This is a genomic window from Deinococcus puniceus (genome assembly GCF_001644565.1).
Taxonomy (GTDB): Bacteria; Deinococcota; Deinococci; order Deinococcales; family Deinococcaceae; genus Deinococcus; species Deinococcus puniceus.
The window spans coordinates 1,350,166-1,375,522 of the sequence record NZ_CP011387.1; the positions used below are offsets into that span (position 1 = coordinate 1,350,166).

Here is a 25,357-nt window from a genome sequence, read left to right on the forward strand (position 1 = left end):
TGAACCTGACGAAGCACTGACCTTCGGCGACCCTAAACGGTGTGCCAGCCGCCTATGAATGTGATCTCAAGGCCAATCGCCCCATGTGGCCGCCGCATGAGACGGGCCTGATGCAAACGTGACGGTCTGCACATCTGCGCTGTAGAAGCTCAACATCAAGTGCGGTTAGGCTGCTGCCATGAACCGTTTGCATCTCTGGCTGGCTGTGGCCGCCCTTGGCCTCGGCACGCCCGCCCACGCGCAGGCCGCCGCGACCCGCCCCGCTGATCCTTGGCCCAGCAGCGCCGTCCTCACGCGGCTATTCGCGCTGCCCTCTGGCCGTGCCGATGGGCAACGCCTGATCAGTGAACTGCGCCTGACCCCCGCCCAAATCGCCGAACTTCGCCGCCTAGCCCGCAGCGAGGCACAAGCAGCCCAAGCTGGCCGCCGAGTCTTCGGGCGAGACGAAGCCACTGCCCTGAATGCCAAGATTGCCCGCTTGTCTGCCGAGAAAGACCGCAAAGTGCGCCAGAGTTTAGGAAGCAAATACAGCGGTTTTCGGGTGTGGGTCAGGGGATGGTGGAAGGGGGAAGTCAGCGCGGCGCGGTAATTCAGTATTGCCACAGGGTCGGTTCACGTCAGACATCTCCCTCAAATGGGAACGTAGGAGCGTAGTTGTCCTCCCCTCTGATGGGGGCGTTGCCAAGCCATGAGGGATTACTCTGCCCAGCGCCCAACGTACCGAACGCTGTTGCTTAGACCCTAGACTCTAAGACGCTTTTCCGCCCCCTGACCCCCACCACCTTCACCCCAACTCTTATCCCAGCCGAGTTGCCAGCCACAGCACCAGCGGCGCGATCAGCAGGGCGGGCAACATGCTGCCCACACGCACGCGGCGGTCTTCCCAACCCAGCCCGGCCAGCATCAGGTTCCAAGAAATACCTGCGATCATCAAGCCGCCCGCGCCCGTAATCAGCAGCACGTAGGGGTTGGTTTTCAAAATCTCTGGACTGGCCCCGCCCAGCAGTCCGGCGGCAAATCCGCCCGCCGCAAGGCTTAGGCCGCCCTGAAGCAGCAGCACCGTGATGGCCGAAAAGCCGACGCCGATGCCGTAAGCGCCCGCCAAGGCCAAGGCCGCGATGCCGTCCAGCGTGCTTTTAAGGACATACGTGGAGTTGTCGCCCGTCAAGCCGTTTTGAAGGCCGCCCACCACCGTCATCGGGCCGATGCAAAACAGCAGACTGGCCGCCACGAAGCCTTCGGTAAAGCGCCCGCCGCCCTTGAATCTGCGCTTGAGAGTGTCTCCCAACTGCGCCAGCCGCTCTTCTATGCCCAGTGCTTCGCCCACAACCACGCCCACCGCCAAGCTGACCAGCGCCAGAATGACGCCCGGCACGGCCCCGCCCGTGACCCGGTTCAGGCTGCCCGCCATGTCCAGCGCAATAAACAGCGTGACCAAGCTCAGCGTTTGCAGCAGCGTGCGCTGGGTGCGTTCTGGCAAGCGGCCCCCCAGCAGCAGCCCCAGCAGCGTGCCCAGCAGCACCGCGCCCACGTTGATAAAAGTGCCGGACAGTTGAGAAAAGAGAGACATTCGGCTGCACTGTAGAGCATTTGGCCGGGACGTCGCCGGGCACTTCCAGCACGCCTCTGAGGGCCTGAGCTGGCCCCCGCCCATGCCCCCATCAGGTGGCCCCTTTAAATTCGCTGAACATTGACGCGACCCTGACATGGCCTGTGGTAAAGTTCCCGCAAGTTGAAACGGATTCCTGTTCGTTGGCTTGGGCCTAAGCCCACTGCACCCATAAAGGGGAGCGGTTGGAGCGCGGGCGGCGCGGCGGGCCTGATAAACGAGGCTGCCGACTCCGGTGAAGTAGGCGTGCAGGAATTCAAATTCATACATCGTTGTGCGGGGCTGCCTCTGAGTGGCCCCGCCTGCTTTTTGGAGGCGTACCTTGACTCTCTCTGACCAGTTCGAGAACCTGCCCAAGCTCCTGAAGATCAGTGAAGTGGCCGACTTTACGAGTACCCACGAGCGCACCGTGCGCCGCTGGATTCGGGACGGACGATTGGTGGCGCTGGAACATCCGAGCGGCCTGCGGGTGTCGCGCCGCGCCCTGTGGCGGTTCTTGGGACTGGATCTGGCCCTGAGCGCCTAACAGGTTCAGTGGTGACCGAGGCGTAGGGGCCGTCTAACCTGCGCCTTGAATTTGTAGCCGAACGTTCCAAAAAACTCTATTGAGGGGCGGCGTCCATCTGCGCGGCTATTCTGGCCCGACGATGTCGCCCCTTCCTCTGCCCGAAGTGCTGCCCCTGCCTGTTGGTGCGGGCGGGTTCGATCACGCCCTGATCTGGACGCCGCCTGACTTCCAGCCGTCCGAGCGGTTGCCCGTCGCCTATTTGCTGGACGGCCAAAACGTGTTCTTGCGAGACGAAGACGTACCGGAGCGGGGCTGGCCGGGGTCTTGGAAAGGAGTGGAGGCGGCCTCGGCGTTGGCCGCGCAGGGCAAGCGACTGGTGTTGGTGGCCGTTCCACACGGCGCAGACCGGATTGCCGAATACACCATGCAGCCAGACCCGGAACACGGCGGCGGAGACGGTGCGGCCACGTTAGCCCGCCTGACCCACACCCTCAAACCCCTGATCGAATCCCGCTACGATACCCGAACCGACGCGGCAGGTACGGCCCTGATCGGCAGCAGCCTCGGCGGATTGCTGGCGCTGTACGGCGGCATGCAGCAGCCGCACACCTTCGGCTTTCTGGGGGTGCTGTCGCCCAGCATGTGGTGGGCAGACCGCGCCGTATTGCGTGATGTCGCCGCGATTTCCTTGCATTCGGAGCAGCACTACGCCGTCAGCACAGGCGATCAGGAGGGCCGGGTGCAGGAGGGCAGCGCGGCGCAGGTGGCCGAAACTCGCGCCCTGCACGCAGCGTTGGTGGGAGCGGGGGCACAGGCGACACTCAGTATTCTACCCGGTGGGATTCACCACGAAAACACTTGGGCCTCCCACCTTCCCGCCGTGCTGGATGCTTTTTGGACTTGTGCCAATGGGGGAGAGGCGTGACGCTGGCCGCACTGCAAGCAGCGGTGAATGTGGGTGATGACGCGGCGGCCTTGGCCCTGTTGTCCGGTTTCCAGCCCGCCCCAGCCGAAGCCCAAGCCTGCGCGGCATTGGCGCTGCATGTGGGGCGGCCCAGTCTGGCGGCGCAGTGGGCCGCAGATTCTCTGACCCGTGCGGCGGCCCTGCTGCGATTGGGTCACACCGAAGCGGCCCGTGAAACCCTCTCCCCGCTGCCTGATTCGCCCCGTGTGGCCCTGCTTCTGGCCCGGTTGCTGGCGCTGGAAAATCAGGCTGATGCTGTGGGCCAAGCTAGGGCACAGGCCACCCATGCCCGCGCTCTGGCCCGTGCGGAGGGTGATGCCGCCGCACTTGTCGCCGCCGCGACGTTGCTGGGAGAACTCCTGCTGCCCACCGATCCCCGCGCCGCCCTGAGAACATTGGCCGAAGGTTTGAAGGTGGCGGAGATGGCAGGCGAGGCCGCCGACGCGCATTTGCTGGCGGTGTTGGCGCACGTACAGGCCGCCGTGGGGGGAGCCGAAAAAGCCCGCCGCACCGCCGAGAAAGCCCTCGCCCGCGCTGCGCCGCGCAGTCCGGCCCGTGTGGTGGCGCTCTTGGCGTTGGGGCAACCAGAGGGGGCTTACGCTGAAGCCTCAGCAGGTGAATTAGACGAGCGCTGGCTTTTGCCGTTTAGTCTGCCACCACGTCCAGCCGCGCTAGCCCGCGAATAACGAAGCCCCCCACATACTCGGCGGGCGCGGCAGCATCGGCCAGACGCAGCCCCGGCAAGGCGCGGCATAGGGCACGCAGGCTCAGGGCCAGTTCCAGCCGGGCCAGCGGCGCACCCAGACAATAGTGGCTGCCCAGCCCGAAGGTCAGGTGCGGATTCGGGTCGCGGTTCAGGTTCAGGCTGTCGGGGGCGTCGAAGCGCCGGGGGTCGCGGTTGCCGCTGGCGTACAGCAGCGCCACCTTGTCGCCCGCTTTCAGAGATTCGCCGTGCAGTACGGTGTCTTCCAGCGCAAACCGCTCGAACAGGGGCAGCGGTGTGTCATAGCGCAACAGTTCTTCTATGGCCCGCCGGAAGAGGGGGAGGCTTTCCACGTGTGGGGCGGCCTGCACCAGCGTTTGCCAGAGGCTGCCGCCCGCTTCTTGGTCTCTGAGCAGCGCCAGCACCCCCGCCGAGAGGCCGTTCACACTGGCCTCATGGCCCGCGTTCAGCAGCAAAATGCAGGTGTCGATCAGTTCTTGCTCGGTCAGGCGGTCACCGTCTTGTTCGGCCTGCACCAGCGCGGTAATCAGATCGTCCTGCGGTTCGCGGCGGCGCTGGGCAGCCAGATCGCGTAGCAAAGCCCCGAATTCCAGCACGGCCCGCTCTGCCCCCGCCTGATCTTCCGGCGTGTGGGTGGGTTCGTACAGCCGCACGATGGCCGCAGACCAAGGGCGCAGGCCGCCGCGCTCCGCTTCCGGCACGCCCAACAGTTCGGCGATCACGGTCACGGGCAGCGGCTCCGCGTAGGCCGACACCAGATCGAACGCCCCGCCTTCCCGCAGTCCTTCCAGTTGCGCGGCCAGCAGCGTTTCTATGCGCCCCGTCAGGCTTTCCACACGCCGGGGAGTAAAAGCCATCCCCACCAACGAACGCAGGCGGGCGTGTTTTTCGCCCTCGCTGTCCAGCATATGGTTGCTGTTGAAGGCGTCAAAATGGGCCTGCTTGGGGTCGGGCAGGGGCCAGCCCAACTCGTCACGGGAATAGCGGTGCAGCACGCTGCGGCCAAAGCGTTTGTCCCTCAGCACCGCCGAAATGTCGGCGTGCCGGGTCAGGAACACGCGGTTCAGGTGCGGGTCACGGAAGGCGGGCGTCTGCTCGCGCACCTCGGCCAGCAGGGGGTACGGGTCGCGCACGAATCCGGCGTCGGTGAGCGGGAGCGCCAATGTGGGCAGGGGCATGGGTGTCAGGGTAGCGGGTGTGAGGTATATGGGGGGGTGTTTGCTGGGTCTTTGTGCCGCAGCCTCCCTATGCGCCAACACAGGGCATGACTGAGCGCCAGCAATTGCTTTCTTAGACCTTCGACACCAAGACGCCCTTCCCCGCCCCTTACAGAAACTGCTGCTCCTCTATGCGCGGCGGCACCTGTGCGTCTGGCCCTTGCACGTCCGGCCCCCGCGCTTCCGGTGCGGCAGGCAGTTCGGGCAGGCCGGGTTCGATGGTCGGCAGCGGCGTCGTGGGCAGTGTCGGGCGCTCCAGCGGGGCCGATTCTTCGGGCAGGATGTGGCGGGCCGAAAGTTCTCCAAAAGACGACACGAGGGCGCGGTAGCCGCTGAGAAACTGGGCGTATTCCTGCCGGGCGCTCGCCAGCCGCGCCGTCAGGTCGCTGTGCCGATCCGAGAAGATGCGTTCCAGATCGGCCATTCGTTCGGCCTGTGCCCGCTCGCGCTCCAAGATCAGTTGATGCTGTTCCCTCTCCAAATCGGCAAAGCGCCCCCGGAAGGCCAGTTCCAGCGCACTGATGCGGCTCTGGTGGGCAGCTTCCAGTTCGGTGCTGCGGGCCTGCGCGTCGTTGTGAATGGCGTCGCGGAATACGTTGGCCTGCGCCAAGATCACCTCGCTTTCACGGGCCGCCGTCTCGCGCAGGTCATGGCCCATGCGTTCGGCGGCCACCAGCGTCCGGCGAATCTCGTCTTCTTGGGTCTTCATCTCTTCTATGCGCCGTTCCAGCTCCTGCGTGCGCTCCTGCATGGCCTGACGTTCCTGCAACAATTCTTCTAATTCCTCGGCCACATCGGTCAGGAACTGACGCACGCTGGGGCGGTCATAGCCCCCGAATTTGCCCGGAAACTCATGGTGACGGATATCGAGGGGTGAAAGTTTCATAGGTGTAGCCTCATCATAGAGAGTAAACCTGTCATAGAAATAACCGCCTGCCCACCCGAACCAATGTGGCTCCGGCCCGCACGGCCAACGGATAATCGCTGCTCATGCCCATGCTGAGTTCCGGCAGGCCAAGGTCATGGGCGCGGCGGGCCGTGTCTTCAAACAGCCGCAGGGTGGCCCCCTCGTCGGCGTCGTCCGGGGCCATCACCATCAGGCCGCGTACCTTCAGTCCAGTGTGCATCACCTGATGGTAAACGTCGCGCAATTGCTCCGGCCTGACACCGTGTTTCTGTTCCTCTCCATTATGAAGTTGCAGCAGCAGATCGGGAGCGCGGCCCCAGCCCTGCGCCGCCTGCGCGATGGCCTCGGCCTGCCAGACTTCCTCTATGCCGTGTACCAGCGTCACGGGTTTCAGGTACTTGATTTTGTTGCGCTGCAACGTGCCGATGAAGTGCCATTCAATTCTGGGCCACTCTATCTCTGGCCCGGTCATCAGCGCCGCCTTGTCGCGGAGTTCCTGAGCGCGGCCCTCTCCCAGCGCGTGTTCGCCGTAAGCCAGCACCCGCTCCCGAATAGCTTCCGGCGGCTGCCCTTTGGTCACGGCCACGAGGCGCACGCTGCCCGGTTGCCGTCCGGTTTCGGCCTCCAGCGCCCGCAGATGGGCCAGCACTTCTGGAACGCTCATGCCCTTCCTGACCGGGTGAACTTCAACTTCATTTGTTTCACACGCGTATTCTGGCCTGTTCGGGCCGCCCGCTCAAGCCTGCTTCGTCCCGGCGGGTGCAGTTGCCCCGCTTCTCTGATCTTCCCGTCAAGGAATCTTCACGCTTCTCAGGGCCGCAACCGGGAAGGTGTAGCTCAGTGCGTCGTCAGGCCGATGCCCCACGGCAACGAGAGATGTTCTGAACGATCTGTTCAGAGGATTCTCATTGTTCGGGGCGGACTCTAGCGGGCCTGTGCGACACTAGGAGAAGAATGCGACACCCCATGACCCTTGCCGTGACCACACTGCTGCTGGCTGCTCCGGCACTGGCGCAGGCCCAACAAGCGCCCGCCACACCGAGCCAAACCCCCGCCCCAACTGCACCCACCCAACGGGCCGGAACCGTGCAGGACATCACGGTAGCGGGCACCACCGAACTGCTCGCCAACTTCCTGCGGGCCACCCTGACCGTGCAGCCCGGCGCGGCCCTGTCCAGCGTCAATCTGCGTCAGGTAGAGCAAGAAGTGGTTGCCAGCGGCTATTTCAAGTCTGCGGTGGCCGAACTCCGCACCGTGGGCGGGCGCGACACGCTCTCCATTACCGTGACGCCCAACCCCACCATCTCTACTGTGGAAACCACCGGCCTGACCTTCCTGCCCGCCGACGGCTTCAAGGCCAGCGTGGCCGACCTGCTGAACGTGGCCCCCGGCGCAACGCTGAACTCTCAACGCATCGATCAGGCCAAGGAAGCGCTGGCGCAGAACTACAGCAGCGAAGGCTACCCCTTTGCGCCCAGCATCAGCGTGACCCAGAAGGTGAACGCCGACAACACGGTGGCCCTGACCTTTGTCGTGGACGAAACCGCGCCGATCACCCGTGTGGAAGTGGAAAACGTGTCGCTGCTGCCCGCCGCCACCGTCACCGCTATCTTCAAGCCCCTGTTCGACGCCAAGCGCTTTACGCCTGCCGCCTACTTTGCGGCCATTCAGCAGCTTCAGCAGGCCTACGACGACGCCGGATACCTGCAAGCAGGCGCGGACGTGCAGGGCAGCAGCCTAGAGAACGGCGTGCTGAAGATTCGCGCTCTGGAAGGCCGCATTTCCGCTCTTGACCTCAGCGATCTGGGCGACCCGAAAGTGACGCTTCAGTCCCGAGTGGGCCAGCCCCTGACGCTGGCGGGCATTCAGGCCGATGTGCGTACCCTGTCTAACCAAACGGGCAAGCCGGTAGGCTTCGGCCTGCAACCTGATCCCGCCGACCCTTCCCGCGTGACCGTACTGTTCGGCGCTGCCGATATCGCCAGTGGCCCCGTGAAAGCCATCGCGTTCGCGGGCAATACGCTGGTGCCTACCGCCACGCTTCAGGCGGCCATCAGCACCAAAGTGGGCGACGTGTACAGCCCGCAACTGGCCCAGCAGGATTTCTTGGCCCTGCGCGACGCCTACCGCAAGGCAGGCTACGAAATCAGTACCCGCGACGCCGTGACCTTCGAAAACGGCACCCTGACCTTCAATACCCGCGAAGTGAAAATCGTGGGCTACGAACTGAAGTGGCAGGGCAACAAGCGCACCCAAGACCGCGTGATCCTGCGCGAACTGCCCGCCGTGAACCGTCCTTTCTCTCTGCCGGAAATTCGCACCGCACTGGGCAGCATCAGCCGTCTGGGCTACGTGACCATCGTGGGCGAATCGGCCACCAGCGACCCCCAAACGCCCGAGAACATCACTTATGTGCTGACTCTGGCCGAAGCGAGTGCGGGCATCCCGGTGAACCTCGGCCTCGCCTACGACACGGTGTCGGGTCTGGCGGGCGAGGGCGGGTACAGCAACCCCAACGTGTTCGGACTGGGCCACAACTTCAGCGCCACTGTGGGCGCGCAGCAAAACCAAGCCGGACAAAACCTGATCGGCAACCTGTCGTACACCATCCCCTGGCTCGATCTGGACTTCGCCGACTTCCGTACCAACCGCACCAGTGTTTCGGCCAACGTGGGCACCAGTGTGGCGGGCAACAATACCCTCGTCGACAAGGCGAATACCGCCCTGACCAGCGGCGATACGCTGCGTGACTACACCGTGCGTACCACGGGCTTCAGCGTCTCGGCGGGCCGCAGCATCACCCGCAACTTGGGCATCAGCGCGGGCGTGGGCCTGAACTACCGCACCTACTTCCTAGAGCCGCTGCAAAGTAGCGAGGCCAGCACCTATTCCGACGACGCCGCCAAGGCCCTGCTGACGCCCACCAACCTGACCACCCGCGTGAACCTAGGCCTGCGCTACGACACCACCAACAACCCCGAATTCCCCAGCAGCGGCGTGCGGGCCAACCTAGACCCCGCCTACTCCTTTGGGCGTTCCGGCGACAATCCGGTGAACTGGACAGACGTGGAAACCGGGGCCAGCACCTACTTCGGCGTGGGCGGCACCATAGACAAGGGCAACGGCAACACGGCGGCCCGCTCGGTGGTGGCTGTCCGGGCCAACGCAGGCACGATTTTTGGCAATACTCCGGCAGGCACAGGCTTTTCGGTGGGTGGCGGCAGCACCCCGATTGCCTCTAAGCAGATTCGCGGCATTGCCGACAGCTCGGAGTTCGGGGCCAACTACTTCACGGCCAGCACCGAGTACCGTTACGATTTCAACCTGAATACCGCCGTGACCGAGGGCGTCTACGGCGTGCTGTTTGCCGACGCGGGCGACGCTTGGAATTCGAGCGAACCCTTCAGCCTGAAGTACGGCATCGGCGCGGGTGTGCAGGTCAACCTAGGGTTCAACGGCGCACGCCTCGCCAACCTCCGCTTCGATTACGGTTACAGCCCCCAGAACAACAGAGGCCAGTTCTACTTCCGCATCGGGAACTTCTTCTAAACGGCAACCCCCCCCCCCAGTCTGCTCTCCTGCGGAGCTGTACCAGTTCGCAGGCAGCCCCCCTTGAGGGGAGTGCAATAGCTTTTAGTCCTCCCCTCAAGGGGGGGCGTTGCACAGCAACGGGGGGGTTCACCTTCCAACGCCAATTCCATCAGGCACAGGCTCCGGCTTGTGCCTCTTTTCATGCCTCCCCACCGCTTCCCCACTCAGCCTCTTTGCCGATAGGTTCCCCGCGTGCTGGGCGCTAGCATGGCCCCCATGATTCTTTCCCCGGTCTTTTTTTGCCTGCCGTACCGCTGGAGGTGCCCCCAATGGAAGGGCTGATGCTGGCGCGGGTGCTGCGTGAGCTTGCGCCCAACTTGCCGTTGAGGACGCTGGGCTGGGCCTTTCCCGACGAAACGACGGCGGCCCTCCTATTGGAAGGTGTGGGCAATCTGGTGCTGTCGTATCGCCCGCCGCAGCCAGTGGTATTCATCAGCAAAGAACGCTTGCGCGGCGATCCCCGCAACGGCTTTCAGCGCTTTTTGGCGAACCGTGTGCGTGGCGACTTGTTGGGCGCAGAGCAACTGAAACTAGACCGCGTGCTGGTGCTGCATTTTTCGGGCGAATCGGGCTTTGTCGATCAGGTGCCCAGCCGCCTGCTCTTTGAAGTCACGGGCCGCAATGCCAACCTGCTGGTGCTGGACGCCATGCCAGAAGAGGGACAGACCCAAGTGAGACAGCCGTTTGAGGGCCGGATCGTGCTGGCCGCCCGCGAGATCACCAACAGCCGCAACCGCTTCCGCACGGTACGGACTGGGGGCACGTATACGCCGCCGCCTCCGTACCAAAAACTTGATCCGCGTGCCCTGTCGCCCGAAGATGCCGCGAGTTTAGTCGCTGTGCCCATCGGCAAATGGCGAGACAAGATAGACGGCTTGGGCCTGCTGTTGGGTGCAGAACTGGCCCGCCGCGCCGACTTGCCGCTGAATCAGGCTCCCGGTGAACAGGGGTTGGCAGGAGCGTTGGCAGCGCTGGCCTCTATCGTGGCCGATCCTACCGTCAGCGAGGGCGTGATGCAGGACGGCGCACGCGAGGCGGCACGCAGCGACAAGGCAGCGGCCCTTCGCAAGGTGTTGCGCGAACCGCTGGACAAGCGCGTGACCCTGCTGACCCATCAACTGGCCGACGTGACCCGCGCTGAAGCTGGGCTGGAGGTGGCCGCCCAAGACCGCACCGAGGCCGACCTGCTGATGGCTTATGCCCATACCGTGCCAGTAGGTACCGCCAGCGCCCTGCTGCCCGCTTTTGATGGCAGCGGTGAGGTTCCAGTGGCCCTTGAACCCCAACTGAGTGCCGTGCAAAACGCCGAAAAACGCTACACCCGCGCCCGCCGCCGCGAGGATGTGTACGAACGCTTGGCCGAACGCGAACCCGTATTGCGGGCCGAGCTTGAAGCCGCACAGGAGCGGGTGGCCCAATTGGACGGCGCGTCGCTGGAAGAGTTGGAAGCCCTGAGCGCCACCCTGCAAAGCGAAAAACCCGAACGCAGCCCCTACGGTTCGCGCTACACCACCCCCAGCGGCCTGGAAGTCCTGATTGGCCGCAACAACAAAGAAAACGCCGCCCTGACGCACCGCCTGGGCCGCAGCATGGATTTCTGGTTTCATGTGCAGGGCTACCCCGGCAGCCATGTGTTGGTCAGAAGTGGCGGGCGCGAACTGGATTTGCCCGACATTCTGTATGCCGCCCGCCTCGCCGCCGCACACAGCAAAGCACGTGGCGGCGGCAATGTAGCGGTGGATTACACCCGCATCAAGTACGTGTGGCGGCCCAAAGGTGCGCCCGCCGGACAGGTGCATTACACCGATCAGAAGACGGTGTGGGTGGAAGGGACGATGCCGGAAGGGGGGTAGGTCAAACCCGTCACGTCGGAAAAGTCAATGTAAACTCCGCGCCTCCCCCCGGATGATTGCGTGCCTCGATCTGCCCCCCTTGTGCTTCGGTGAGGGCGCGGGCGATGGCAAGGCCCAAGCCGCTGCTGGCGCGGCCCTGCGGATCGCGGGTGCGGCTGGCATCGGCCCGGTAAAAACGTTCGAAGGCCCGCGACAGGTCATCGGGGCGAAAGCCGGGGCCATGATCGCGGATGGTCAGGCGGGTGTGTGGCCCGTCCTGCACGGCGCTGAGGGTGACTGCGCCGGGCGCGGCGTACCGCAGGGCGTTGTCCAGAATGTTGCGGAGGGTCTGGGTCAGGCGGTCAGGATCGGCCAGCAGCGGGGCAGGGCGCGGGGCCACCACCTCCAGCGCTATGCCCGCGCCCGCCGCACGGGTGGCGTAAGCATCGGCCAGCGCGTGCAGCATGTGGCCCCCGTCCAGCGGTGCGGGTTTCAGGCTCAGCGCCCCGCTTTCGGCCAGAGACAGCAGGCGCAGGTCGGTTACCAGCCGGGCCAGCAACAAGACTTCGCTGTGCAACCGGGTCAGGGCGGCGGCGTCGGTGGGCTGCACGCCGTCCTGCATGGCTTCTATTTCAGAGCGCAACACAGCCAACGGGGTGCGGAGATCGTGGGCCACGTCGGCAATCAGGCCGCGCCGCCATGCTTCTTGGCGGGCAAGGCTGGTGGTCAAGTCATTAAACGCCGCCGTCAGGTCACGCAGTTCGTCTTGGCGGCGCGGCACGGGCAATTGCAAGTCGCGCTCTCCTGCTTGAAGCCGCTGTGCGCCCACCACCAGCCTCCCCAGTGGCCGGGTCAATTGCCGCGTAACGAGGGCCGCCACGATCACCGCCAGCAGCGCACTTAAAAACGCAGACCTGACGGCACTCCGCGTGATTTCGGCGGATGCCTCGCGAACGAGTTCCCGCCGCTGGGCCAGCGTGGAAGCCTCTGCATCGGCCAGGCCAGTTGTGGCGGTGGCCGGGTCAACTTCGGGCCAAGACCACTCGAACCCGATGGGATCGCCGCCCTGATCTGCCGACATCAGGCCCAGTTCCGGATTCAGCTTGGCGATGACCTTGAAGGCCGCGTCTACGGTGGCAAAGGTGGTCAGCATGACAGCCAGCACCGCCACCATCGCAAAACTGCGGGTGAGTCGGGCGCGGAGTCCGCTTTTATTGCGTCGGCGTTTTTTGGCCTTCTGTTTGTCCCAGTCGCGTGGGCGCATCCGAACCGGGTGGCGCTGCATCTGTAACCCATCCGGCCCGCGTTGCTGTGTGGTCTGCTGTTCCTCACGCCTCATGCTCCGCCTACCCTTCCGATTTCAGGCGGTAGCCCACGCCGCGCACGGTGTCCAGCAAGTGTTCGCGTTCCCCAAGCTTGCGCCGCAGATTCTTCACGTGGGCATCTACGGCCCGCTCGTCGGTGCCCCGGTCTAAGCCGCCCAGCGCCGCCAACAGTTCCGTGCGAGACCTGACCACGCCCGGTTCCCGCGCCAACGCTGCCAGCAAGCGCACTTCGGCCACCGTGACTTCCAGCGGCGTGCCGTCCAACCGGACTTCAAAGGCCGCCGTGTCTACACTGAGGGGGCCAGCGTGCAGCAGTGTAGGCGCGTCCACGCCGCCCCCGGCCCGCCGCAGCACGGCCCGCACCCGCGCCACCACTTCACGCGGGCTGTACGGTTTGACCACGTAGTCGTCTGCGCCGATACCCAGCCCCACCAGTCGGTCTACTTCCTCGTCCCGCGCCGTGAGCATGATGATAGGTAAGTTTGACTCGGCCCGCACCCGCCGCGCCACTTCTAGGCCGTCCATGCCCGGCAGCATCAGGTCAAGCAGCATGAGGGCAGGCCGCGCCGAACGCCACAGTTCCAGCGCACGCGGCCCCGTCGCTGCCCGTTCGGTATGAAAGCCCTCCCGCCGCAAGTATTCCTCCAAAATGTCGGCCAGCCGCACTTCATCTTCGACGATCAATATGGTGCTCGACATGGGGCGGCTCCTTTGCGGCGTGTGAAGGCAGTGTACTTGGGGGCGGTCTAAGGGTCTAAGCGTCAAGGGTCTAAGAAGGGCAAGGGCAATCGCTGGGGCTCATTGAATCCCCTCAGCCTAGAGGGGCCAAGGGCCTTTGGGTTCTTAGACCCTTAGACCCTCGCCCCTTAGACCTGTTGCGCTCCGTCTCCTTGCCCCGCCCGTCGTCCTCAGATCAGCTTATCTGCATCGGCCTTAGAATCGGCCCCTTTGTCTGCCGCGCCGCCGTCGCCCATCAGGGTTTTGGTGAGCTGCTGGTACTCGTCGGCGTTGATTTCGCCCTTGGCGTAGCGTTCGCGGGCAATACTCAGTGCGCCGTCGCTGAAAAACTTCTGCTTGCCGCGCCGGAAGTTCTCGCGCCATTCGTCGGCCATTTCGGACTTGTCCATGTCGGGCTTGCCCCAGTCTGCGCCCGCTCCGGCTAGGGCCTGCGGGCCACCCATGCCCATCCCGTTTCTGCCCATGCGGTGCCGCCACATCTGGCGCTTGCGGCGGGCTTTGGCAAACAAGAAGATGCCGAGGCCCAGCAAGGCGAAGAAGCCGAAGCCGGGGCCATCGTGGTCTCGGTAGGGGGCAAACTGGGGGCCGTAGCCGTAAGGCACGCCTTGAATGGGGGCGTAGGTCTGGGCGGGCTGTGCGGTGATTTGTGCGGGCGTAGCGTTGTTGATGATGACGTCCATGTGGGTTGCTCCTGTGCGCCTGTGCGCGTCCTTCTGTGCGGTGCGTGGGGCCTATCCCCTTGCGTACATAGAAGGTACGGCTGAGCGCGTGAACGGCAGGCGGAGCGAATGTGAATGCGGTGTGAATTGGGGCTGCGTGTAAACCCCCCAGTCCCTGCGGGCCAGCCCCCCTTAAAGGGGAGCGCAATAGCTTTAGTCCTCCCCTCTAAGGGGGGGCGTTGCGCCAGCAACGGGGGGGGGTTTACACGCAACCTCAACCAAAAAAGAGCCAGAGCGCCTCAGCACCCCAGCCCTTCCAGCACAACTCTTTTAGCGAATGGTCTTGGCCCAGTCCAGCATCGCGGCAGAGGCGGCAGCGGCCTTCTCAAAGGTGGCGGCGTGCCCTGCACCGGGAATCAGCACCAGCTTGCTGCCCACGATGCCTTTTTGCATCTTCATCGCCAGCTCTATAGGTGTCACGTTGTCTTCTACGCCAAACACCAGCAGTGTGGGCACGCCGATGGTGGGCAAAATGGGGTTGGCGTCGGGGCGGGCGGCCAGTGCATTGGCCCCACCGATGGCTCCGTTTAGGCTGGCCTGCTTGACCAAGTTGCTCAGGAATTCCACCTGATTGGGCATTTCCATGCGGCTCTTGCCCGTCAGCATGCGGGGCAGCAGGGCAGGCACGAGGCTGGACACGCCCATCATTTCGGCTTGCTGGGCGGTGCCGCGCCAGTTGCCAGCCTCGGCGGGTGCGGCGGCGTCGGCGGTGGTGTCAATAAAAATCAGGCCCTTGAAGCGTTCGGGGGCCTGTTTGTACATTTGCAGCAGCGTCATGCCGCCCATGCTCATGCCGCCCACAATCGCTTTGTCTATCTTCACGGCGTCCATAAAAGCCAGCATGGTGGTGGCGTAATTCTCGATGCTGGCGGTTCGGCTGGGAGTGGTGCTGCCGCCGAATCCGGGCAGGTCTACCGTAATCACGCGGAAGTTTTGAGCCAGAGCAGCGCGGTTGTTCTTGAACAGTTCGCCGCTGAGGGGGTAGCCGTGAATCAGGATCAGAGGTTGGCCGCTCCCGGTGGCTTTGTAAAACACTTTTGCCCCATTTACGTTCACGGTTCCCCGGTCAGGAATCGTCTGCGCTCCGGCGGGGGCAGCAATGGCAAGGGCAGTCGTTAACGCGAGCATGGTTTTGATCTTCCGGTTCATAGGAGTACCTCCGTTGGTATGGACGCACTCTAGAACTGCTCCCCACGCCTATTGCCGAGGTTCAAGGAAGCCTGTTGCCCCACCCAATGCCCGCTTCACACCTCCTCAAGTGAAGGTCAAGCTGTCCAGAGGGTTATTCGATGTCAAATGATTTAGAGCCGGAGTTGGGCAGCCCATTCCAGTAGGCCTGCAAGGCGGCGGCCAGCGGGACGTCGGCGCTGAACTGCGCTCCATCCCACGGAAAGGCGATGCGGGCTGCGTGCAAGGCTTGTCGGGCCAGCCCTAGCCGTGCCGTCAGCTCTGGCGTTTGACCGGTTTCCATAAACTCCAAAAAGGCGTCTGGATCGCGGCCATAGATTTTGTCGCCCACCATCGGCAGGCCCAGATGGGACAGGTGCGCCCGGATCTGGTGCAGTCGCCCCGAACGCGGATAGGCTTCGATCAGGCTGTGGCCGCCGCGCTGCCCCACCACCCGGAAATCGGTGATGGCGGGCCGTCCGTCGGGGATCACCCCCTGCCGAATCACGATTTTATTTCGGCCTCCCAGCCCCAGTTCGCCCAGCGGGGCGTCCAACGTTCGCCGTTCCCAATCGGGCGTGCCGTGTACGATGGCAAGGTAGGTTTTGCCCACCAGATGCGTTTTGAACAGCGTAAAAAATTTGCGGGCAGCGTCGGTATCCCGGGTCAGCAGTTGCGCCCCGCTGGTTTCGCGGTCAAGGCGGTGCGGCGGCGCGAGCATGCTTTCACCAGTGGCCGCCTGCATATAGGTCAGCACATCGGGCACTTCTACCCGCGCCCGCACCGCATGCGTCAGCCACAGCGCGGGCTTGTGAATCACATAAAAATCAGGATGCTCGACGACGATGCGGGGCTTTTCGGTGGAGGTGAGCAGGGGCGCGGTCATACTTCCCAGACGCTCTTGTATGGACGGTCTGCTAAGCGTGCCGACAAATCCACGGCCCGGTCTACCGTGCGGGCCAGCCGCGTTGCCAGCCATTCGCCGGGAGCGCCATCTGCGGCCCACTCCGCGCCGGTGGCATACACGAAATGCGGGTTCACCACGCATTTGAAGTCCACCATCAGGCCAAAGGCAAACGCGCCGTGACTGAGGTAGCCGTGTGCCAGCCCGCCCGACACCAGAAACGTAACGGGCTTGTCGAACCACGCGCCGTGCAGCCCACGCGCTTCGTCGGTGCTGCCCGTCAGCTCTACCAATGATTTGGCCCCCGCCCCAATCCCCCAGTTGTACACGGGAACGCCCAGCAGCACGCCATCGGCCCCCGCAATGGCCGCGTGATACAGCGCCGCGTTGGGATGCGTGTAACTACTGGCATTGTCGAACATCGGCAGGGGCGTTTCGCGCAAATCGAGCTGCGTGACGGCGTGGCCTTGCTGCCAAAGCTGTGCCGCCGCCAGCCCGATCATCCAAGCACTGCGGCTGTCGGGGTCAAGGCTGGTGGAAATCAGCGTGAAGTTCAGCGGGCGGGAAGGGGGGAAAGACGGGACGGACATTAGAGGCAGGGTAGCAGGGGGCGGCGTCCGGGCGTGTTGGTTGGGGTGGCGGGGGCGGGTCTACGGGTGCTGTGTCTAAGGGTCGAGGGTCTAAGGTGTTGGGGCGGGGACGGTTACTGGGTGTCCCCCTCACCCCGCTACTGGCGTAGCGCCCCTCTCTTCGAGCTTTACAAGTCCCACAAGGGGCGAGGGCGAAGGGCAAGACAAAAGAGCTTGGTTTGGCTCCCTCCGCTTTGGCTGGTACAGCTCCGCAGGAGAGGGGGGAGGTCTGGGGACTCGCAGAGCTGCGAAGCTGAGGGGGTGAATGAGCGCCAGCGATTGCCTTTGCCCTTCCTGAGACCCTCAGACCCTAGACCCTTAGACGCCCTTACACGTCGCTGAGCTTCGTAGGCCTAAACCCTCAAACGCCCTTCCGCTGCATCAACGCCGTCCGTTTGCACCGCGCCACCACTTCGCCCCGCTGGTTCATGGCCCGGTGTTCTACCGTCACGATTCCGGCGTCGGGGCGGCTGCCACTGGCGCGGGCTTCCAGAACCTCTGACTCGGCGTGGATGGTGTCTCCGTGAAACACCGGACGCGGAAACACCACGTCGGTCAGGCCCAGATTGGCAACCAAAGTGCCCAGCGTCAGCTCATGCACGCTCAGGCCCACCAGCAGGCTCAGCGTCAGCAGGCTGTTGACGAGGGGCCGCCCGAATTCCGTGCCCGCCGCGTACTCGTGATCCAAGTGGAGCGGCTGCGGATTCATCGTCATCGTCGTAAAAAACACGTTGTCGGCCTCGGTAATGGTGCGCGTGACGCGGTGCCGAATCAGGGTGCCGGGGGTCAGTTCCTCGAAATATCGGCCTTGAGGACGGTTCAGGTCTTCATTCATGGTGGCCTGATTCTGCCCCAACTTCCGCTTGCGCAGACTCAGCGTCGGCCTGTGCGATTAAAGCCCTCGCTTTAGCCAGCATCGGTTCGTCGATCATCTGGCCCTCGAAGGTTATGACGCCCCGTCCAGCTTCGGCAGCGGCGTGGGCGGCGTCCAGCAGGCGGCGGGCGCGGGCAGTGTCGGCTGGGGTGGGGCCAAAAGTGCTGTGAGATAAGGCCACTTGCGCCGGATGAATGCACAGTTTGCCCGCGTAGCCCAATGCTCTGCCCTGCGCGGCGTCCACCAGAAAGGCCGCGTCGTCGTTCAGGCGCGTCACCACGATGTCCAGCGCCGGAACGCCTGCCACCCGTGCCGCCAGCGCCACCCGTGAGCGGGCATACAAGACTTCCAAATTAGGCACTCCCAAATTGGGCGTTCCAGACGGCTCCGACAGCCGCGTGCCGCCTAAGTCGGTGGTGTAGTCCTCCGCCCCGAAGTAGGCCCACGCCACCGCAGGCACGGCCATGATGTCGTGCGCGTGCCACACGCCCAAAGCGGTTTCCAGCCCCGCCATGATGGGCAAGCTCAGCCCGCGCCCCGCCAATGCCGCCGCCACCGCCAGAGTATCGGCTCCCGATTCCAGTTTGGGCACCACCACGCCTGCCAGTTCGGGCGTCAGAGCGTGCAGGTCATCGGCAAAATAAGGCGAGTGGGGCGCGTTGATCCGCACGAACACATTCAGCTTGGGGTGGGCCGCCACCAACTCCCGCGCCGCATCCCGCGTGATAATCCGGGCCTCGGCCTTGGCTTCCGGTGTGTTGGGTACGGCGTCTTCAAGATCAAGCACTACGGCGTCGGGGGTGCTGCGGGGCAGTTTCGCCATGAGATCGGCGCGGTTGCCGGGCGCGAACAGCACGCTGCGGGGGCGGGTCAGCGCCGGATTCATGGGATTTCCACGACAGAAGAACAAACGTTCGTTGAGTTGAGCATGGTGGATAGTTTACGGCGCAAGATAACTGGCAGCGGTCAGACTTGTGTTGTCTCCAGCGTAGTACACATGCCTTCTCGCCCAGAATCCTAAGCTCAGGCCATGTGGAATCCGCAGCAATACCTTCAGTTTCAGCAGGAGCGGGATCGGCCCTTTTTTGACCTGCTGGCACAGGTGCAGGGGCAGCCAAACACGGTGGCCGACTTGGGCTGCGGTACGGGCCACCTGACCGCTGCTTTGGCCGAACGCTGGCCGGGAGCAGACGTGCTGGGCCTCGACAGCAGCGCGGAAATGCTCAGCAAGGGCGCTGCTTACGCTCGCTCGAATCTGACCTTTCGGCAGGCCGACTTGCGCCAGTGGCAGCCCGCCGCGCCGCTGGATTTGCTGATCAGCAACGCGGCCTTGCAATGGGTGGACGGTCACGCCCAACTCATTCCGCGTCTGGCCGGATTCGTGGCGGCGGGCGGTGTGTTCGCCTTTCAGGTGCCGGGCAATTTCGACGCGCCCAGTCATACCCTACTGGCCGAAGTAGTGACCCGTCCGCGCTGGGCAAAGCTTCAGGCCGAATCCCGCGACAAGGCCACCTTGGGCGCGTTTGGCCCTGCCGAATACGCCGCGCTTCTGGCCCCGCTCGGCTTCTCGGTCAATGCGTGGGAGACCACCTATTTGCATCTCCTTCCCACAACAGAGGGCGGAAACGCGGTGTTGGAATGGGTGAAAGGAACGGCGCTGCGGCCTGTGCTGGCGCAGCTTGATGATGCTGACAGTGCTGAATTTTTGGCAGAATACGGGGCGGAACTGGCGCGGGCTTATCCGGCTCAGCAGTACGGCACGCCTTTCCCCTTCCGGCGGGTCTTCGTGGTGGCGCAGCGTTCGGGTTAACCCTGACTTCAGGCCAGCACGTAAGCCGCGTCCCGCTTGCCCACGCCGCGCTTCAGCAGGAGGCCGTCTTGCACCAAGCGCCGCAGCACCCGCCAAGATTGCTGCGGCGTCAGGGCGCAGGCAGCACGGAGTTCCGCATTTCGCACGCTGCCCTGTTCGCGGGCCAACGCGAGGGCCACGGCCCGCACTTCGGCAGCGGAAGGGCCGTCGGTCTGGGCGGGTTTGGGTACGCGGGGTGGGCGTGTGGCAGCGGGAGAATGGGGGAGAGGCTGGCCTTCTCGTTCTGGTGGTTGAACAGGTAGGGCTGGAGCCTCAGCCAAGGCCTCATCTTGCCCAACTTGAGGTTCAACCGTTGCCACTTCAGGCTGGGTGACTTCTCTACCGGGTGCAGTTTGAACCAGCACAGCCTTCCCCAGCGCCGCCCGCACCTCGGCACTCAGGGTATACGCGATGCCGCGCCCCACGCCCGCCCGCTCGATCAGGGTGTGTTCTTCCATGCCGCGCAGCAGCCTCGGCGTGCGGTCTTCGGCCAGTTGCAGGGCGCGGGCCAGTGTGGCGCGGGTCGCCTCGCCTTCGCGGGCCAGCAGGCTCAGCACGATCAGCATATCCAGCGACAGGGTTTGCATGTCTTCTTGCTTGCGGGCCACAAAACGTACAAAATCGGCGTCGAAACCCGGTGAGTGCAGCGCCAACGTGACCGAATCGGGGTAGGTCGTGAACTCTGGCGGCTCTTTGCCGTGCCGCAGCATCAGGCCGTACATCTTGTCCACGCCCACGCCCGCCCGCTCCACCAGGCCCAGTTTCGCCAAGACCTCGGCCAACAGCGGATTGCGGCGCTTGGGCTGATGTCGCAAGATATTGCCCGGTGTAATGCCCCCCGGCAGCCCGCCCGGATTCATGATCTCCAGTCGGTCTGGGTAATGATGCACATGCACGGCGTCGCGCAGGGTGTAGTCGCGGTGGGTCAGGGCGTTCAGCAGCGCCTCGCGGTACACCGATTCGTCCTGATCCCACACTTCTATTCGGAACAAGCCCACCTGCACGGGCGTAAAGCGGTTGCGGGCCTGAATCAGCTCGGCCAGCCGGGTCAGCAGAGATGGAATGGGCCGCAACAAATCTTCCCGAAACTGAAATTCGACGTCGGTGGTGGCGTGATGGTAAAAGCACACCTCGGCCTGCGGCATGTGCGCCCGCAGCGCTGCCGGAGTGCCTGCCAACAGGATTCCGGCCAGCGTGGGCCGCAGCGCTCCACCGCTGGGAATCAGCAAACCCAGCTCCTGCAAAAAGTCCAGATCGGGCAGGTTGGAGGCGCTGCCCCGCCGTCCCAGCCCCCGCAGGCGGGCCACTTCTGCCGGGTCAAGGTCTGCAAGGCTGGCATCGGGCGGCACGGTGGCGGTGTAATCCTGATCGGCCACCGGTTCGGCTTCGGCAGGGGTCACGGGCACCAGATGTGCGCCGTCCCACGCGATCACGGCCCCATCGGGCGCGGCCAGCACATACGGCGCTTGCGGCACGAACACGGCCAGCACCCGCGCCCCACCCGGCAAGCGGTGATGCTGCACGTTCACCGTCAGCCGCCCGCCCGACAGTTCAAAAATCGCGTGCGTGACCATCAGGGGGTGCAGTTCGCCCGCATCCCGAACGGATTCTCCGCCACTCAGCGCGTCCACGCCCACCAGCAGCGTGCCGCCCCGCGCATTGGCGAGGCCCACCGCATACCGCGCCAACTCCTGCGGCGTCACATTCAGCGGCAGATGCACGCAAGACGGCCCCGGCGGGGGCAGCACTCCAAGCGGAGAAATGGCATGTTGGGCTTGCTCGGCCCCGCTGTTGGCAGTCACAAACGCAGAGTATACGCGGCGGCGGGGCAGGGTTGAGGCCGACGCTAAGGACACTGGCTGTTCAGACCTGCTTCACGTCCTGCACCCAGTACCTCTCCACCCGGCAGCGTTCCCCACTCCGCCTATCCACGCCGCCCCGGTCTACTTTTCTGCGGTCTACAGTCAGCCACACCAACGCCACGCGCCTGCCCACGCCGTACAGCACCGCCGCCTGAGCAAATTCGCGGCCCAGACGGATGCCGTCGCGCAGGCTGGCTCCCGGCAAGATCAGGGCCGTTTCGCGCCACTGGCCGTCGCCGTTCAGGGCCAACGTGGGCACCAACCCAGCGCGGCTCACGCGGGCCAGCAAGCGTTGGTGGGCGTCGGCGTTGTCCACTTGTGATTGAGGCTGCCCACGCGGATTCCACGCCGTCACGATGACCCAAGACCGCAGACCGATGGCCCACTCTGGCCCCAACTCCTCCGAAGGCTCATCTTCGGGGCGGCGCTGTAGCTCGGTGCCGAGGTGAAACCTGTGCCAGACCGGGCCGTAGGTGGTACCCAAAAAAGCTGCCCTGAGCGCCTGATCTGGTTCGGGGGCCAAGAACTTGATGGGCCGGAATTTTTCGCTCATGGCCGCGCGACGGTGGCATTCACATTCAGAATCTTTTGGTCACGGAACTTGAGTACCAAAATGAGTTTCTGCCCCGGCTTGAAGGAGCCGCCGAGGGCCACCCGGTAGGCAGAATCGGCGTTCATGATGACCGTGCCGCTGACCGGAATGGTGGTCACAACCATGCAGCGCGGGGTGCATTTCAGCAGTCGGCCCCGGCCTGCGCCGCTCCACACGCCCAGCAGTTCATCAGCGCGGGCCGAGTTGATCCGGCCTTCCAGTACTGCCCCAGCAAACGAGGGGCGCAGGCCGAGGGTGGCGTTGGGCAGTTGCAGGGCCAGCGCGGAGCCGAGCAACACCATCCACATCCACAGGGCAAGTTTCATGCGTCTCCCTCGTGCGCCGGGCCACTTTCTAAACCCGCTTCGTCCGGAGTGTCTTCAGGCAACTCGGACGTATCGATGTCCACCTTCATCATTTCGCGCAGCACACTGGTGGCAAAACTGCCTTTGGGAAGTGTGAACGACACCGTGAAGCCGTCATCTTCGGGAGTCAGTTGGGGTTCTTGCAGAAAAATCCGTGTGAGGCGGCGGTCTCCCCGGCGCGAGGCGAACACGTCGGGCGTGAGGGCGAAGGCGGCCAAGGCTTCGGCTTCCAATTCCCCGGCGGCGAGCGTCAGCGGTTTCACTTTTTTGCCGAACAGGGTTCCGGTGGCGCTCACTTCGCCTGCCTCGGCACGGCCCCTCTCGGCGTCGGCGTCTTCCACCAAGAACACGCCGCCCGTGTCATGCTTTTTAGCCATATCGCCCGCGATCAGGGCCGCAAACAGCCCACGCTCCAACCGCAAACTCAGAAAACGGTTGAAGACCATGCTCTGCACGCTGGTGGTCAGAAAACGGCGCACGCGGGGGTCTTTGATCTTGGACTCACCGCGCAGCACCAATAAGCCTTCTTCCGCGTTCAGGCCGCCCAGCCCAAAGCGTTGCGGGCCAAAATAATTGGGCACGCCTACCCGCGCCAACTGATTCAGCGTGGCTTCGGCCTCGGCTGCCGTGCCCACTGCGTCCCGTACCCGCACCACAAATCGGTTGCCATGGAGATGGCCCATCGCCAGTTTATTGCCGTGCCGCGCCGTTTCCAGCACCCGCACGCCGTCCATCGCAAACGATTCCAGCCGCCGCTCCACTTTTCCCGGCAGGCTGATCCACTGCGAGGTCACGGCGTGGCGGTCTTTAAGTCCGGCCACGCCCACATCTCGGTCACGCACGCCCAGATGGGCCGTCAACTCACGCAGCATGTGAGAGGTGGTGTGGCCCGTTTTTTCCAGCCTCACAAACAGATGCTCGCCCTCGCCCGAAGGCAGATAAGCGGGGACTTCATCAACACGGAAGTCCTCTGGCACGCGGCGGAGCGTCCCCCCCGTGCCTTGCCCTGCCGTAGAAGCAGCGAGCGCCGACCAGTCAAACACCAAACTCACGATACGCCACCATACGCGCCACCCCGCGTGCAGTTATGAGAACGGTGGGGGCAGTGGCCGGGAATTCTGGGGGCCACCCTGTGAGAAATCCCGGTTGGCACGCTTTGTACGGCGGAGCTTGATGGCCTGATGCGGGTGGTTCGGTTGCACCATTCGCCCCCTGCCCACACCCTCAGTTCAGCACCCTGTAATTGGCATGCACCCTAGGGGTCCAGTCGGCGCGGAACAGCAGGGGTGTGGCCGGGGTGCTGCCCGCCACATACCAGACCCGCACCCCCGACTCTTGCCCGTCCAGCGGCAGGAAGGCGGTCTGGCCTGCCCGCAGCGTATTCAGGGGCTGCCCGGTTTCGTCGCGCAGGCGCAGCCATCCGTTGACGCTGGCGGGCGACCATCCGGCCAGATTCAGCGTGCGGCGCGACACGTTTCTCAGCTGTGCGCCGTGTTCGGTGAGGGTCACGGTCAGGTCAGGCAGTTCGGGCGACTGCGCGGTTTGCCAGCGTACGCCGAAGCCGGGAAGCCGCGTGGCCACCGGATACAGAACGGAAGCCAGCAGGCCGCCTGTGCCCAGCAGCAGCAAGATCAGGGCCGTGCCCACCACCACGCTGCTCACATCCGGCGCAGCACGCACGACGCCCACCGTCAGTACCGCGCCGAGGGCCACGCCCACCAGCGGCCAAGCCGGGCTGGGTTTCTGGCGGGCCGGGGCAAACGCGCCGGGCCAGAATTCGGCAATCAGCAGCAGGGCCGCGCCTATGCCGAACAGCGCGGGTACGTCCAGCACAGGCGCGTACAGCAGCAGCGCCAGCCCCGGCACGCTCCACCACGCTACGCGGGGCACCCAGCCCAGCCGTGCTTCTCGTCCCACCCGCAGCAGCCAGTAGGCGGCCAGCACCCCGATCATGACCGCAAACGCCCCGGATACCCGCGTAATAGGCGTCAGGCCCGTCAAAAATCCGCCCCATTCAGCTGCCATTGCCGCTCCCCGGTTTGTGTCTGCCCAGTTCGGGCGCTTTGGCCGCAGCGGGTTTGCCCGTCAGATTGTTCAGGGTTCCAGCGGGAGTGGCCGCCGGAGGGGAGAAAAGATTGCCCGCAGGCCTCGCCCCGCCCAGATCGGCCACGCCCGGTTGCCCGTGCCGCGTCACTTCGAAGGCGAGGTGCGAGAGTTCGGATTTCAGCAGGCCCTCCCAAGCGGTGGTCACGGCGTTCAGGCTGCCGGGCAGGGCGAAGATAACCGCGCCCCGGCACAGGCCCGCCACCGCCCGCGACAGCATGGCCGCGCCGCCCACCTGTGCATAAGACAGCATCCGGAACAGTTCCCCGAAGCCCGGAATAGGCTTGGTAATCAGCGACTCCACCACCGGAATGGTCACGTCGCGCCCGGTGATGCCCGTGCCGCCACTGCTGATGACGATGGTTGCCTCGCGCACAAAGGCCACCAATGCGGCGCGGATTTCCACGGCGTCGTCTTTCACGATCCGGTACGACGTGACCTGATGCCCCTGCGCCTGCAACTCGGCCAGCAGGTATTGACCGCTGGTGTCGGTGTCGGGCGTGCGCGTATCGCTGATGATCAGGAGGGCCACCCGCACAGGCGCAGACGCCGCCGCGACGTGGTGGGCGGTTTTGGCAACAGACACCGTGGCAATGGACACCGGGGCGATAGATACCGTTCCCAACGGCGTTGACTCCTCACTGGAGGACACGTCGGCAGCCGATCCGGTCAGCGAGGAAGAAGTGGGAGGGCGGCTCGTATCCGGCATACCTCCTACGATACTTCTCGCCCCGCCCGCCCGCACAGGCACAGGCTTACGCTTGGTTCAGTCTTTTTGCCTAGTCGGGAGAGGGAGGTGGGGTGGGCAGTTCGCGCTGGAAGGTGAACCCCCCAGTCTGCTCTGCTCCGCAGCTGTGCCAGTCCGCAGCCAGCCCCCC

The 25,357-nt window shown here is 64.5% G+C and carries 25 protein-coding genes; 7 read left to right on the top strand and 18 right to left on the bottom strand.

Features of this window, described 5'->3' with window-relative positions:
* Positions 1 to 178 precede the first annotated feature (178 nt).
* Positions 179 to 589, top strand: a complete 411-nt coding sequence (locus tag SU48_RS06165; RefSeq protein WP_064014486.1) for a hypothetical protein — start codon at positions 179 to 181, stop codon at positions 587 to 589.
* A gap of 207 nt (positions 590 to 796) precedes the next feature.
* Here SU48_RS06165 and SU48_RS06170 read toward each other — a convergent pair whose 3' ends face one another.
* A complete protein-coding gene (locus SU48_RS06170; RefSeq protein ID WP_064014487.1) occupies positions 797 to 1,570 on the bottom strand; it encodes a DUF554 domain-containing protein in 774 nt (257 codons plus the stop codon).
* Positions 1,571 to 1,931: 361 nt separating this feature from the next.
* Between SU48_RS06170 and SU48_RS06175 the strand changes: the two genes are divergently transcribed.
* The 3 genes from SU48_RS06175 (at position 1,932) to SU48_RS06185 (ending at position 3,767) form a co-directional block, all read left to right on the top strand.
* On the top strand, positions 1,932 to 2,135 hold the full coding sequence (locus SU48_RS06175) for a helix-turn-helix domain-containing protein (RefSeq protein ID WP_064014488.1): 204 nt from the start codon (positions 1,932 to 1,934) through the stop codon (positions 2,133 to 2,135).
* A 121-nt stretch (positions 2,136 to 2,256) separates the two neighbouring features.
* Positions 2,257 to 3,042 carry an alpha/beta hydrolase gene (locus tag SU48_RS06180; RefSeq protein ID WP_064014489.1) on the top strand — a complete coding sequence of 262 codons (786 nt, stop codon included), beginning with the start codon at positions 2,257 to 2,259 and terminating at the stop codon, positions 3,040 to 3,042.
* Entirely contained in the window at positions 3,039 to 3,767 is a 729-nt protein-coding gene (locus tag SU48_RS06185) for a hypothetical protein (RefSeq protein ID WP_064014490.1), read from the top strand. The genes SU48_RS06180 and SU48_RS06185 overlap by 4 nt, the downstream gene beginning before the upstream one ends.
* On the opposite strand, the gene SU48_RS06190 is transcribed toward SU48_RS06185, so the two are convergent.
* The 3 genes from SU48_RS06190 to SU48_RS06200 all read right to left on the bottom strand — a co-directional run bounded on the left by SU48_RS06190 (position 3,727) and on the right by SU48_RS06200 (position 6,593).
* On the bottom strand, positions 3,727 to 4,983 hold the full coding sequence (locus tag SU48_RS06190) for a cytochrome P450 (RefSeq protein WP_082869694.1): 1,257 nt from the start codon (positions 4,981 to 4,983) through the stop codon (positions 3,727 to 3,729). The two genes, SU48_RS06185 and SU48_RS06190, sit on opposite strands and share 41 nt — an antisense overlap.
* Before the next feature lie 148 nt (positions 4,984 to 5,131).
* Positions 5,132 to 5,908 carry a DivIVA domain-containing protein gene (locus SU48_RS06195; RefSeq protein WP_064014491.1) on the bottom strand — a complete coding sequence of 259 codons (777 nt, stop codon included), beginning with the start codon at positions 5,906 to 5,908 and terminating at the stop codon, positions 5,132 to 5,134.
* Positions 5,909 to 5,939: 31 nt separating this feature from the next.
* Entirely contained in the window at positions 5,940 to 6,593 is a 654-nt protein-coding gene (locus SU48_RS06200) for a YggS family pyridoxal phosphate-dependent enzyme (protein ID WP_064014492.1), read from the bottom strand.
* A 290-nt stretch (positions 6,594 to 6,883) separates the two neighbouring features.
* Here SU48_RS06200 and SU48_RS06205 point away from each other — a divergent pair, with 290 nt between their 5' ends.
* Positions 6,884 to 9,478 (top strand): BamA/OMP85 family outer membrane protein, encoded by a 2,595-nt coding sequence (locus SU48_RS06205; protein WP_064014493.1) that lies wholly within the window; start codon positions 6,884 to 6,886, stop codon positions 9,476 to 9,478.
* Positions 9,479 to 9,789: 311 nt separating this feature from the next.
* The gene (locus SU48_RS06210; protein ID WP_064014494.1) at positions 9,790 to 11,373 is read left to right on the top strand and encodes an Rqc2 family fibronectin-binding protein; all 1,584 of its coding nucleotides are present in this window, start codon (positions 9,790 to 9,792) and stop codon (positions 11,371 to 11,373) included.
* Positions 11,374 to 11,383: 10 nt separating this feature from the next.
* On the opposite strand, the gene SU48_RS06215 is transcribed toward SU48_RS06210, so the two are convergent.
* The 8 genes from SU48_RS06215 to SU48_RS06250 form a co-directional block, all read right to left on the bottom strand.
* Positions 11,384 to 12,691 (bottom strand): ATP-binding protein, encoded by a 1,308-nt coding sequence (locus tag SU48_RS06215; RefSeq protein ID WP_231881699.1) that lies wholly within the window; start codon positions 12,689 to 12,691, stop codon positions 11,384 to 11,386.
* 7 nt (positions 12,692 to 12,698) lie between these two features.
* Positions 12,699 to 13,376: a response regulator gene (locus SU48_RS06220; protein WP_064014496.1), complete on the bottom strand. Its 678-nt coding sequence runs from the start codon at positions 13,374 to 13,376 to the stop codon at positions 12,699 to 12,701.
* Between the two features lie 209 nt (positions 13,377 to 13,585).
* Positions 13,586 to 14,095, bottom strand: coding sequence for an SHOCT domain-containing protein (locus SU48_RS06225; RefSeq protein WP_064014497.1), 510 nt, complete (start codon positions 14,093 to 14,095; stop codon positions 13,586 to 13,588).
* A 309-nt stretch (positions 14,096 to 14,404) separates the two neighbouring features.
* Positions 14,405 to 15,283: an alpha/beta fold hydrolase gene (locus SU48_RS06230; protein ID WP_064014498.1), complete on the bottom strand. Its 879-nt coding sequence runs from the start codon at positions 15,281 to 15,283 to the stop codon at positions 14,405 to 14,407.
* Positions 15,284 to 15,416: 133 nt separating this feature from the next.
* The gene (locus SU48_RS06235; protein WP_064014499.1) at positions 15,417 to 16,187 is read right to left on the bottom strand and encodes an RluA family pseudouridine synthase; all 771 of its coding nucleotides are present in this window, start codon (positions 16,185 to 16,187) and stop codon (positions 15,417 to 15,419) included.
* Positions 16,184 to 16,795 (bottom strand): NADPH-dependent FMN reductase, encoded by a 612-nt coding sequence (locus tag SU48_RS06240; protein WP_064014500.1) that lies wholly within the window; start codon positions 16,793 to 16,795, stop codon positions 16,184 to 16,186. Before SU48_RS06240 ends, SU48_RS06235 begins: the two co-directional genes overlap by 4 nt.
* A 400-nt stretch (positions 16,796 to 17,195) precedes the next feature.
* Entirely contained in the window at positions 17,196 to 17,669 is a 474-nt protein-coding gene (locus SU48_RS06245; protein ID WP_064014501.1) for a MaoC family dehydratase, read from the bottom strand.
* On the bottom strand, positions 17,662 to 18,594 hold the full coding sequence (locus SU48_RS06250; RefSeq protein ID WP_064014502.1) for an HpcH/HpaI aldolase/citrate lyase family protein: 933 nt from the start codon (positions 18,592 to 18,594) through the stop codon (positions 17,662 to 17,664). The genes SU48_RS06245 and SU48_RS06250 overlap by 8 nt, the downstream gene beginning before the upstream one ends.
* Positions 18,595 to 18,738: 144 nt before the next feature.
* Here SU48_RS06250 and SU48_RS06255 point away from each other — a divergent pair, with 144 nt between their 5' ends.
* Complete coding sequence (locus SU48_RS06255; RefSeq protein ID WP_064014503.1) at positions 18,739 to 19,518, top strand: methyltransferase domain-containing protein; 780 nt, start codon at positions 18,739 to 18,741, stop codon at positions 19,516 to 19,518.
* Between the two features lie 8 nt (positions 19,519 to 19,526).
* Here SU48_RS06255 and SU48_RS06260 read toward each other — a convergent pair whose 3' ends face one another.
* From SU48_RS06260 to SU48_RS06285, 6 genes are all read right to left on the bottom strand, one after another.
* Positions 19,527 to 21,359: an AlbA family DNA-binding domain-containing protein gene (locus tag SU48_RS06260; RefSeq protein ID WP_064014504.1), complete on the bottom strand. Its 1,833-nt coding sequence runs from the start codon at positions 21,357 to 21,359 to the stop codon at positions 19,527 to 19,529.
* 61 nt (positions 21,360 to 21,420) lie between these two features.
* The gene (locus SU48_RS06265; protein WP_064014505.1) at positions 21,421 to 21,972 is read right to left on the bottom strand and encodes a DUF3293 domain-containing protein; all 552 of its coding nucleotides are present in this window, start codon (positions 21,970 to 21,972) and stop codon (positions 21,421 to 21,423) included.
* The gene (locus SU48_RS06270; protein WP_064014506.1) at positions 21,969 to 22,337 is read right to left on the bottom strand and encodes a hypothetical protein; all 369 of its coding nucleotides are present in this window, start codon (positions 22,335 to 22,337) and stop codon (positions 21,969 to 21,971) included. Before SU48_RS06270 ends, SU48_RS06265 begins: the two co-directional genes overlap by 4 nt.
* On the bottom strand, positions 22,334 to 23,428 hold the full coding sequence (gene truD / locus SU48_RS06275) for a tRNA pseudouridine(13) synthase TruD (protein WP_064014507.1): 1,095 nt from the start codon (positions 23,426 to 23,428) through the stop codon (positions 22,334 to 22,336). Before truD ends, SU48_RS06270 begins: the two co-directional genes overlap by 4 nt.
* 172 nt (positions 23,429 to 23,600) lie before the next feature.
* A complete protein-coding gene (locus SU48_RS06280) occupies positions 23,601 to 24,401 on the bottom strand; it encodes a hypothetical protein (RefSeq protein ID WP_064014508.1) in 801 nt (266 codons plus the stop codon).
* Positions 24,391 to 25,188, bottom strand: coding sequence for a MogA/MoaB family molybdenum cofactor biosynthesis protein (locus SU48_RS06285; RefSeq protein ID WP_231881700.1), 798 nt, complete (start codon positions 25,186 to 25,188; stop codon positions 24,391 to 24,393). Before SU48_RS06285 ends, SU48_RS06280 begins: the two co-directional genes overlap by 11 nt.
* Between the last annotated feature and the right edge of the window lie 169 nt (positions 25,189 to 25,357).

Bases quoted from the DNA above. Each gene is read 5' to 3' on its own strand.
- SU48_RS06165 (WP_064014486.1), top strand. From the start codon at position 179: ATGAACCGTTTGCATCTCTGGCTGGCTGTGGCCGCCCTTGGCCTCGGC.
- SU48_RS06170 (WP_064014487.1), bottom strand. From the start codon at position 1,570: ATGTCTCTCTTTTCTCAACTGTCCGGCACTTTTATCAACGTGGGCGCG.
- SU48_RS06180 (WP_064014489.1), top strand. From the start codon at position 2,257: ATGTCGCCCCTTCCTCTGCCCGAAGTGCTGCCCCTGCCTGTTGGTGCG.
- SU48_RS06190 (WP_082869694.1), bottom strand. From the start codon at position 4,983: ATGCCCCTGCCCACATTGGCGCTCCCGCTCACCGACGCCGGATTCGTG.
- SU48_RS06195 (WP_064014491.1), bottom strand. From the start codon at position 5,908: ATGAAACTTTCACCCCTCGATATCCGTCACCATGAGTTTCCGGGCAAA.
- SU48_RS06200 (WP_064014492.1), bottom strand. From the start codon at position 6,593: ATGAGCGTTCCAGAAGTGCTGGCCCATCTGCGGGCGCTGGAGGCCGAA.
- SU48_RS06205 (WP_064014493.1), top strand. From the start codon at position 6,884: ATGCGACACCCCATGACCCTTGCCGTGACCACACTGCTGCTGGCTGCT.
- SU48_RS06210 (WP_064014494.1), top strand. From the start codon at position 9,790: ATGGAAGGGCTGATGCTGGCGCGGGTGCTGCGTGAGCTTGCGCCCAAC.
- SU48_RS06215 (WP_231881699.1), bottom strand. From the start codon at position 12,691: ATGAGGCGTGAGGAACAGCAGACCACACAGCAACGCGGGCCGGATGGG.
- SU48_RS06220 (WP_064014496.1), bottom strand. From the start codon at position 13,376: ATGTCGAGCACCATATTGATCGTCGAAGATGAAGTGCGGCTGGCCGAC.
- SU48_RS06225 (WP_064014497.1), bottom strand. From the start codon at position 14,095: ATGGACGTCATCATCAACAACGCTACGCCCGCACAAATCACCGCACAG.
- SU48_RS06230 (WP_064014498.1), bottom strand. From the start codon at position 15,283: ATGAACCGGAAGATCAAAACCATGCTCGCGTTAACGACTGCCCTTGCC.
- SU48_RS06235 (WP_064014499.1), bottom strand. From the start codon at position 16,187: ATGACCGCGCCCCTGCTCACCTCCACCGAAAAGCCCCGCATCGTCGTC.
- SU48_RS06240 (WP_064014500.1), bottom strand. From the start codon at position 16,795: ATGTCCGTCCCGTCTTTCCCCCCTTCCCGCCCGCTGAACTTCACGCTG.
- SU48_RS06245 (WP_064014501.1), bottom strand. From the start codon at position 17,669: ATGAATGAAGACCTGAACCGTCCTCAAGGCCGATATTTCGAGGAACTG.
- SU48_RS06250 (WP_064014502.1), bottom strand. From the start codon at position 18,594: ATGAATCCGGCGCTGACCCGCCCCCGCAGCGTGCTGTTCGCGCCCGGC.
- SU48_RS06255 (WP_064014503.1), top strand. From the start codon at position 18,739: ATGTGGAATCCGCAGCAATACCTTCAGTTTCAGCAGGAGCGGGATCGG.
- SU48_RS06265 (WP_064014505.1), bottom strand. From the start codon at position 21,972: ATGAGCGAAAAATTCCGGCCCATCAAGTTCTTGGCCCCCGAACCAGAT.
- SU48_RS06270 (WP_064014506.1), bottom strand. From the start codon at position 22,337: ATGAAACTTGCCCTGTGGATGTGGATGGTGTTGCTCGGCTCCGCGCTG.
- SU48_RS06280 (WP_064014508.1), bottom strand. From the start codon at position 24,401: ATGGCAGCTGAATGGGGCGGATTTTTGACGGGCCTGACGCCTATTACG.
- SU48_RS06285 (WP_231881700.1), bottom strand. From the start codon at position 25,188: ATGCCGGATACGAGCCGCCCTCCCACTTCTTCCTCGCTGACCGGATCG.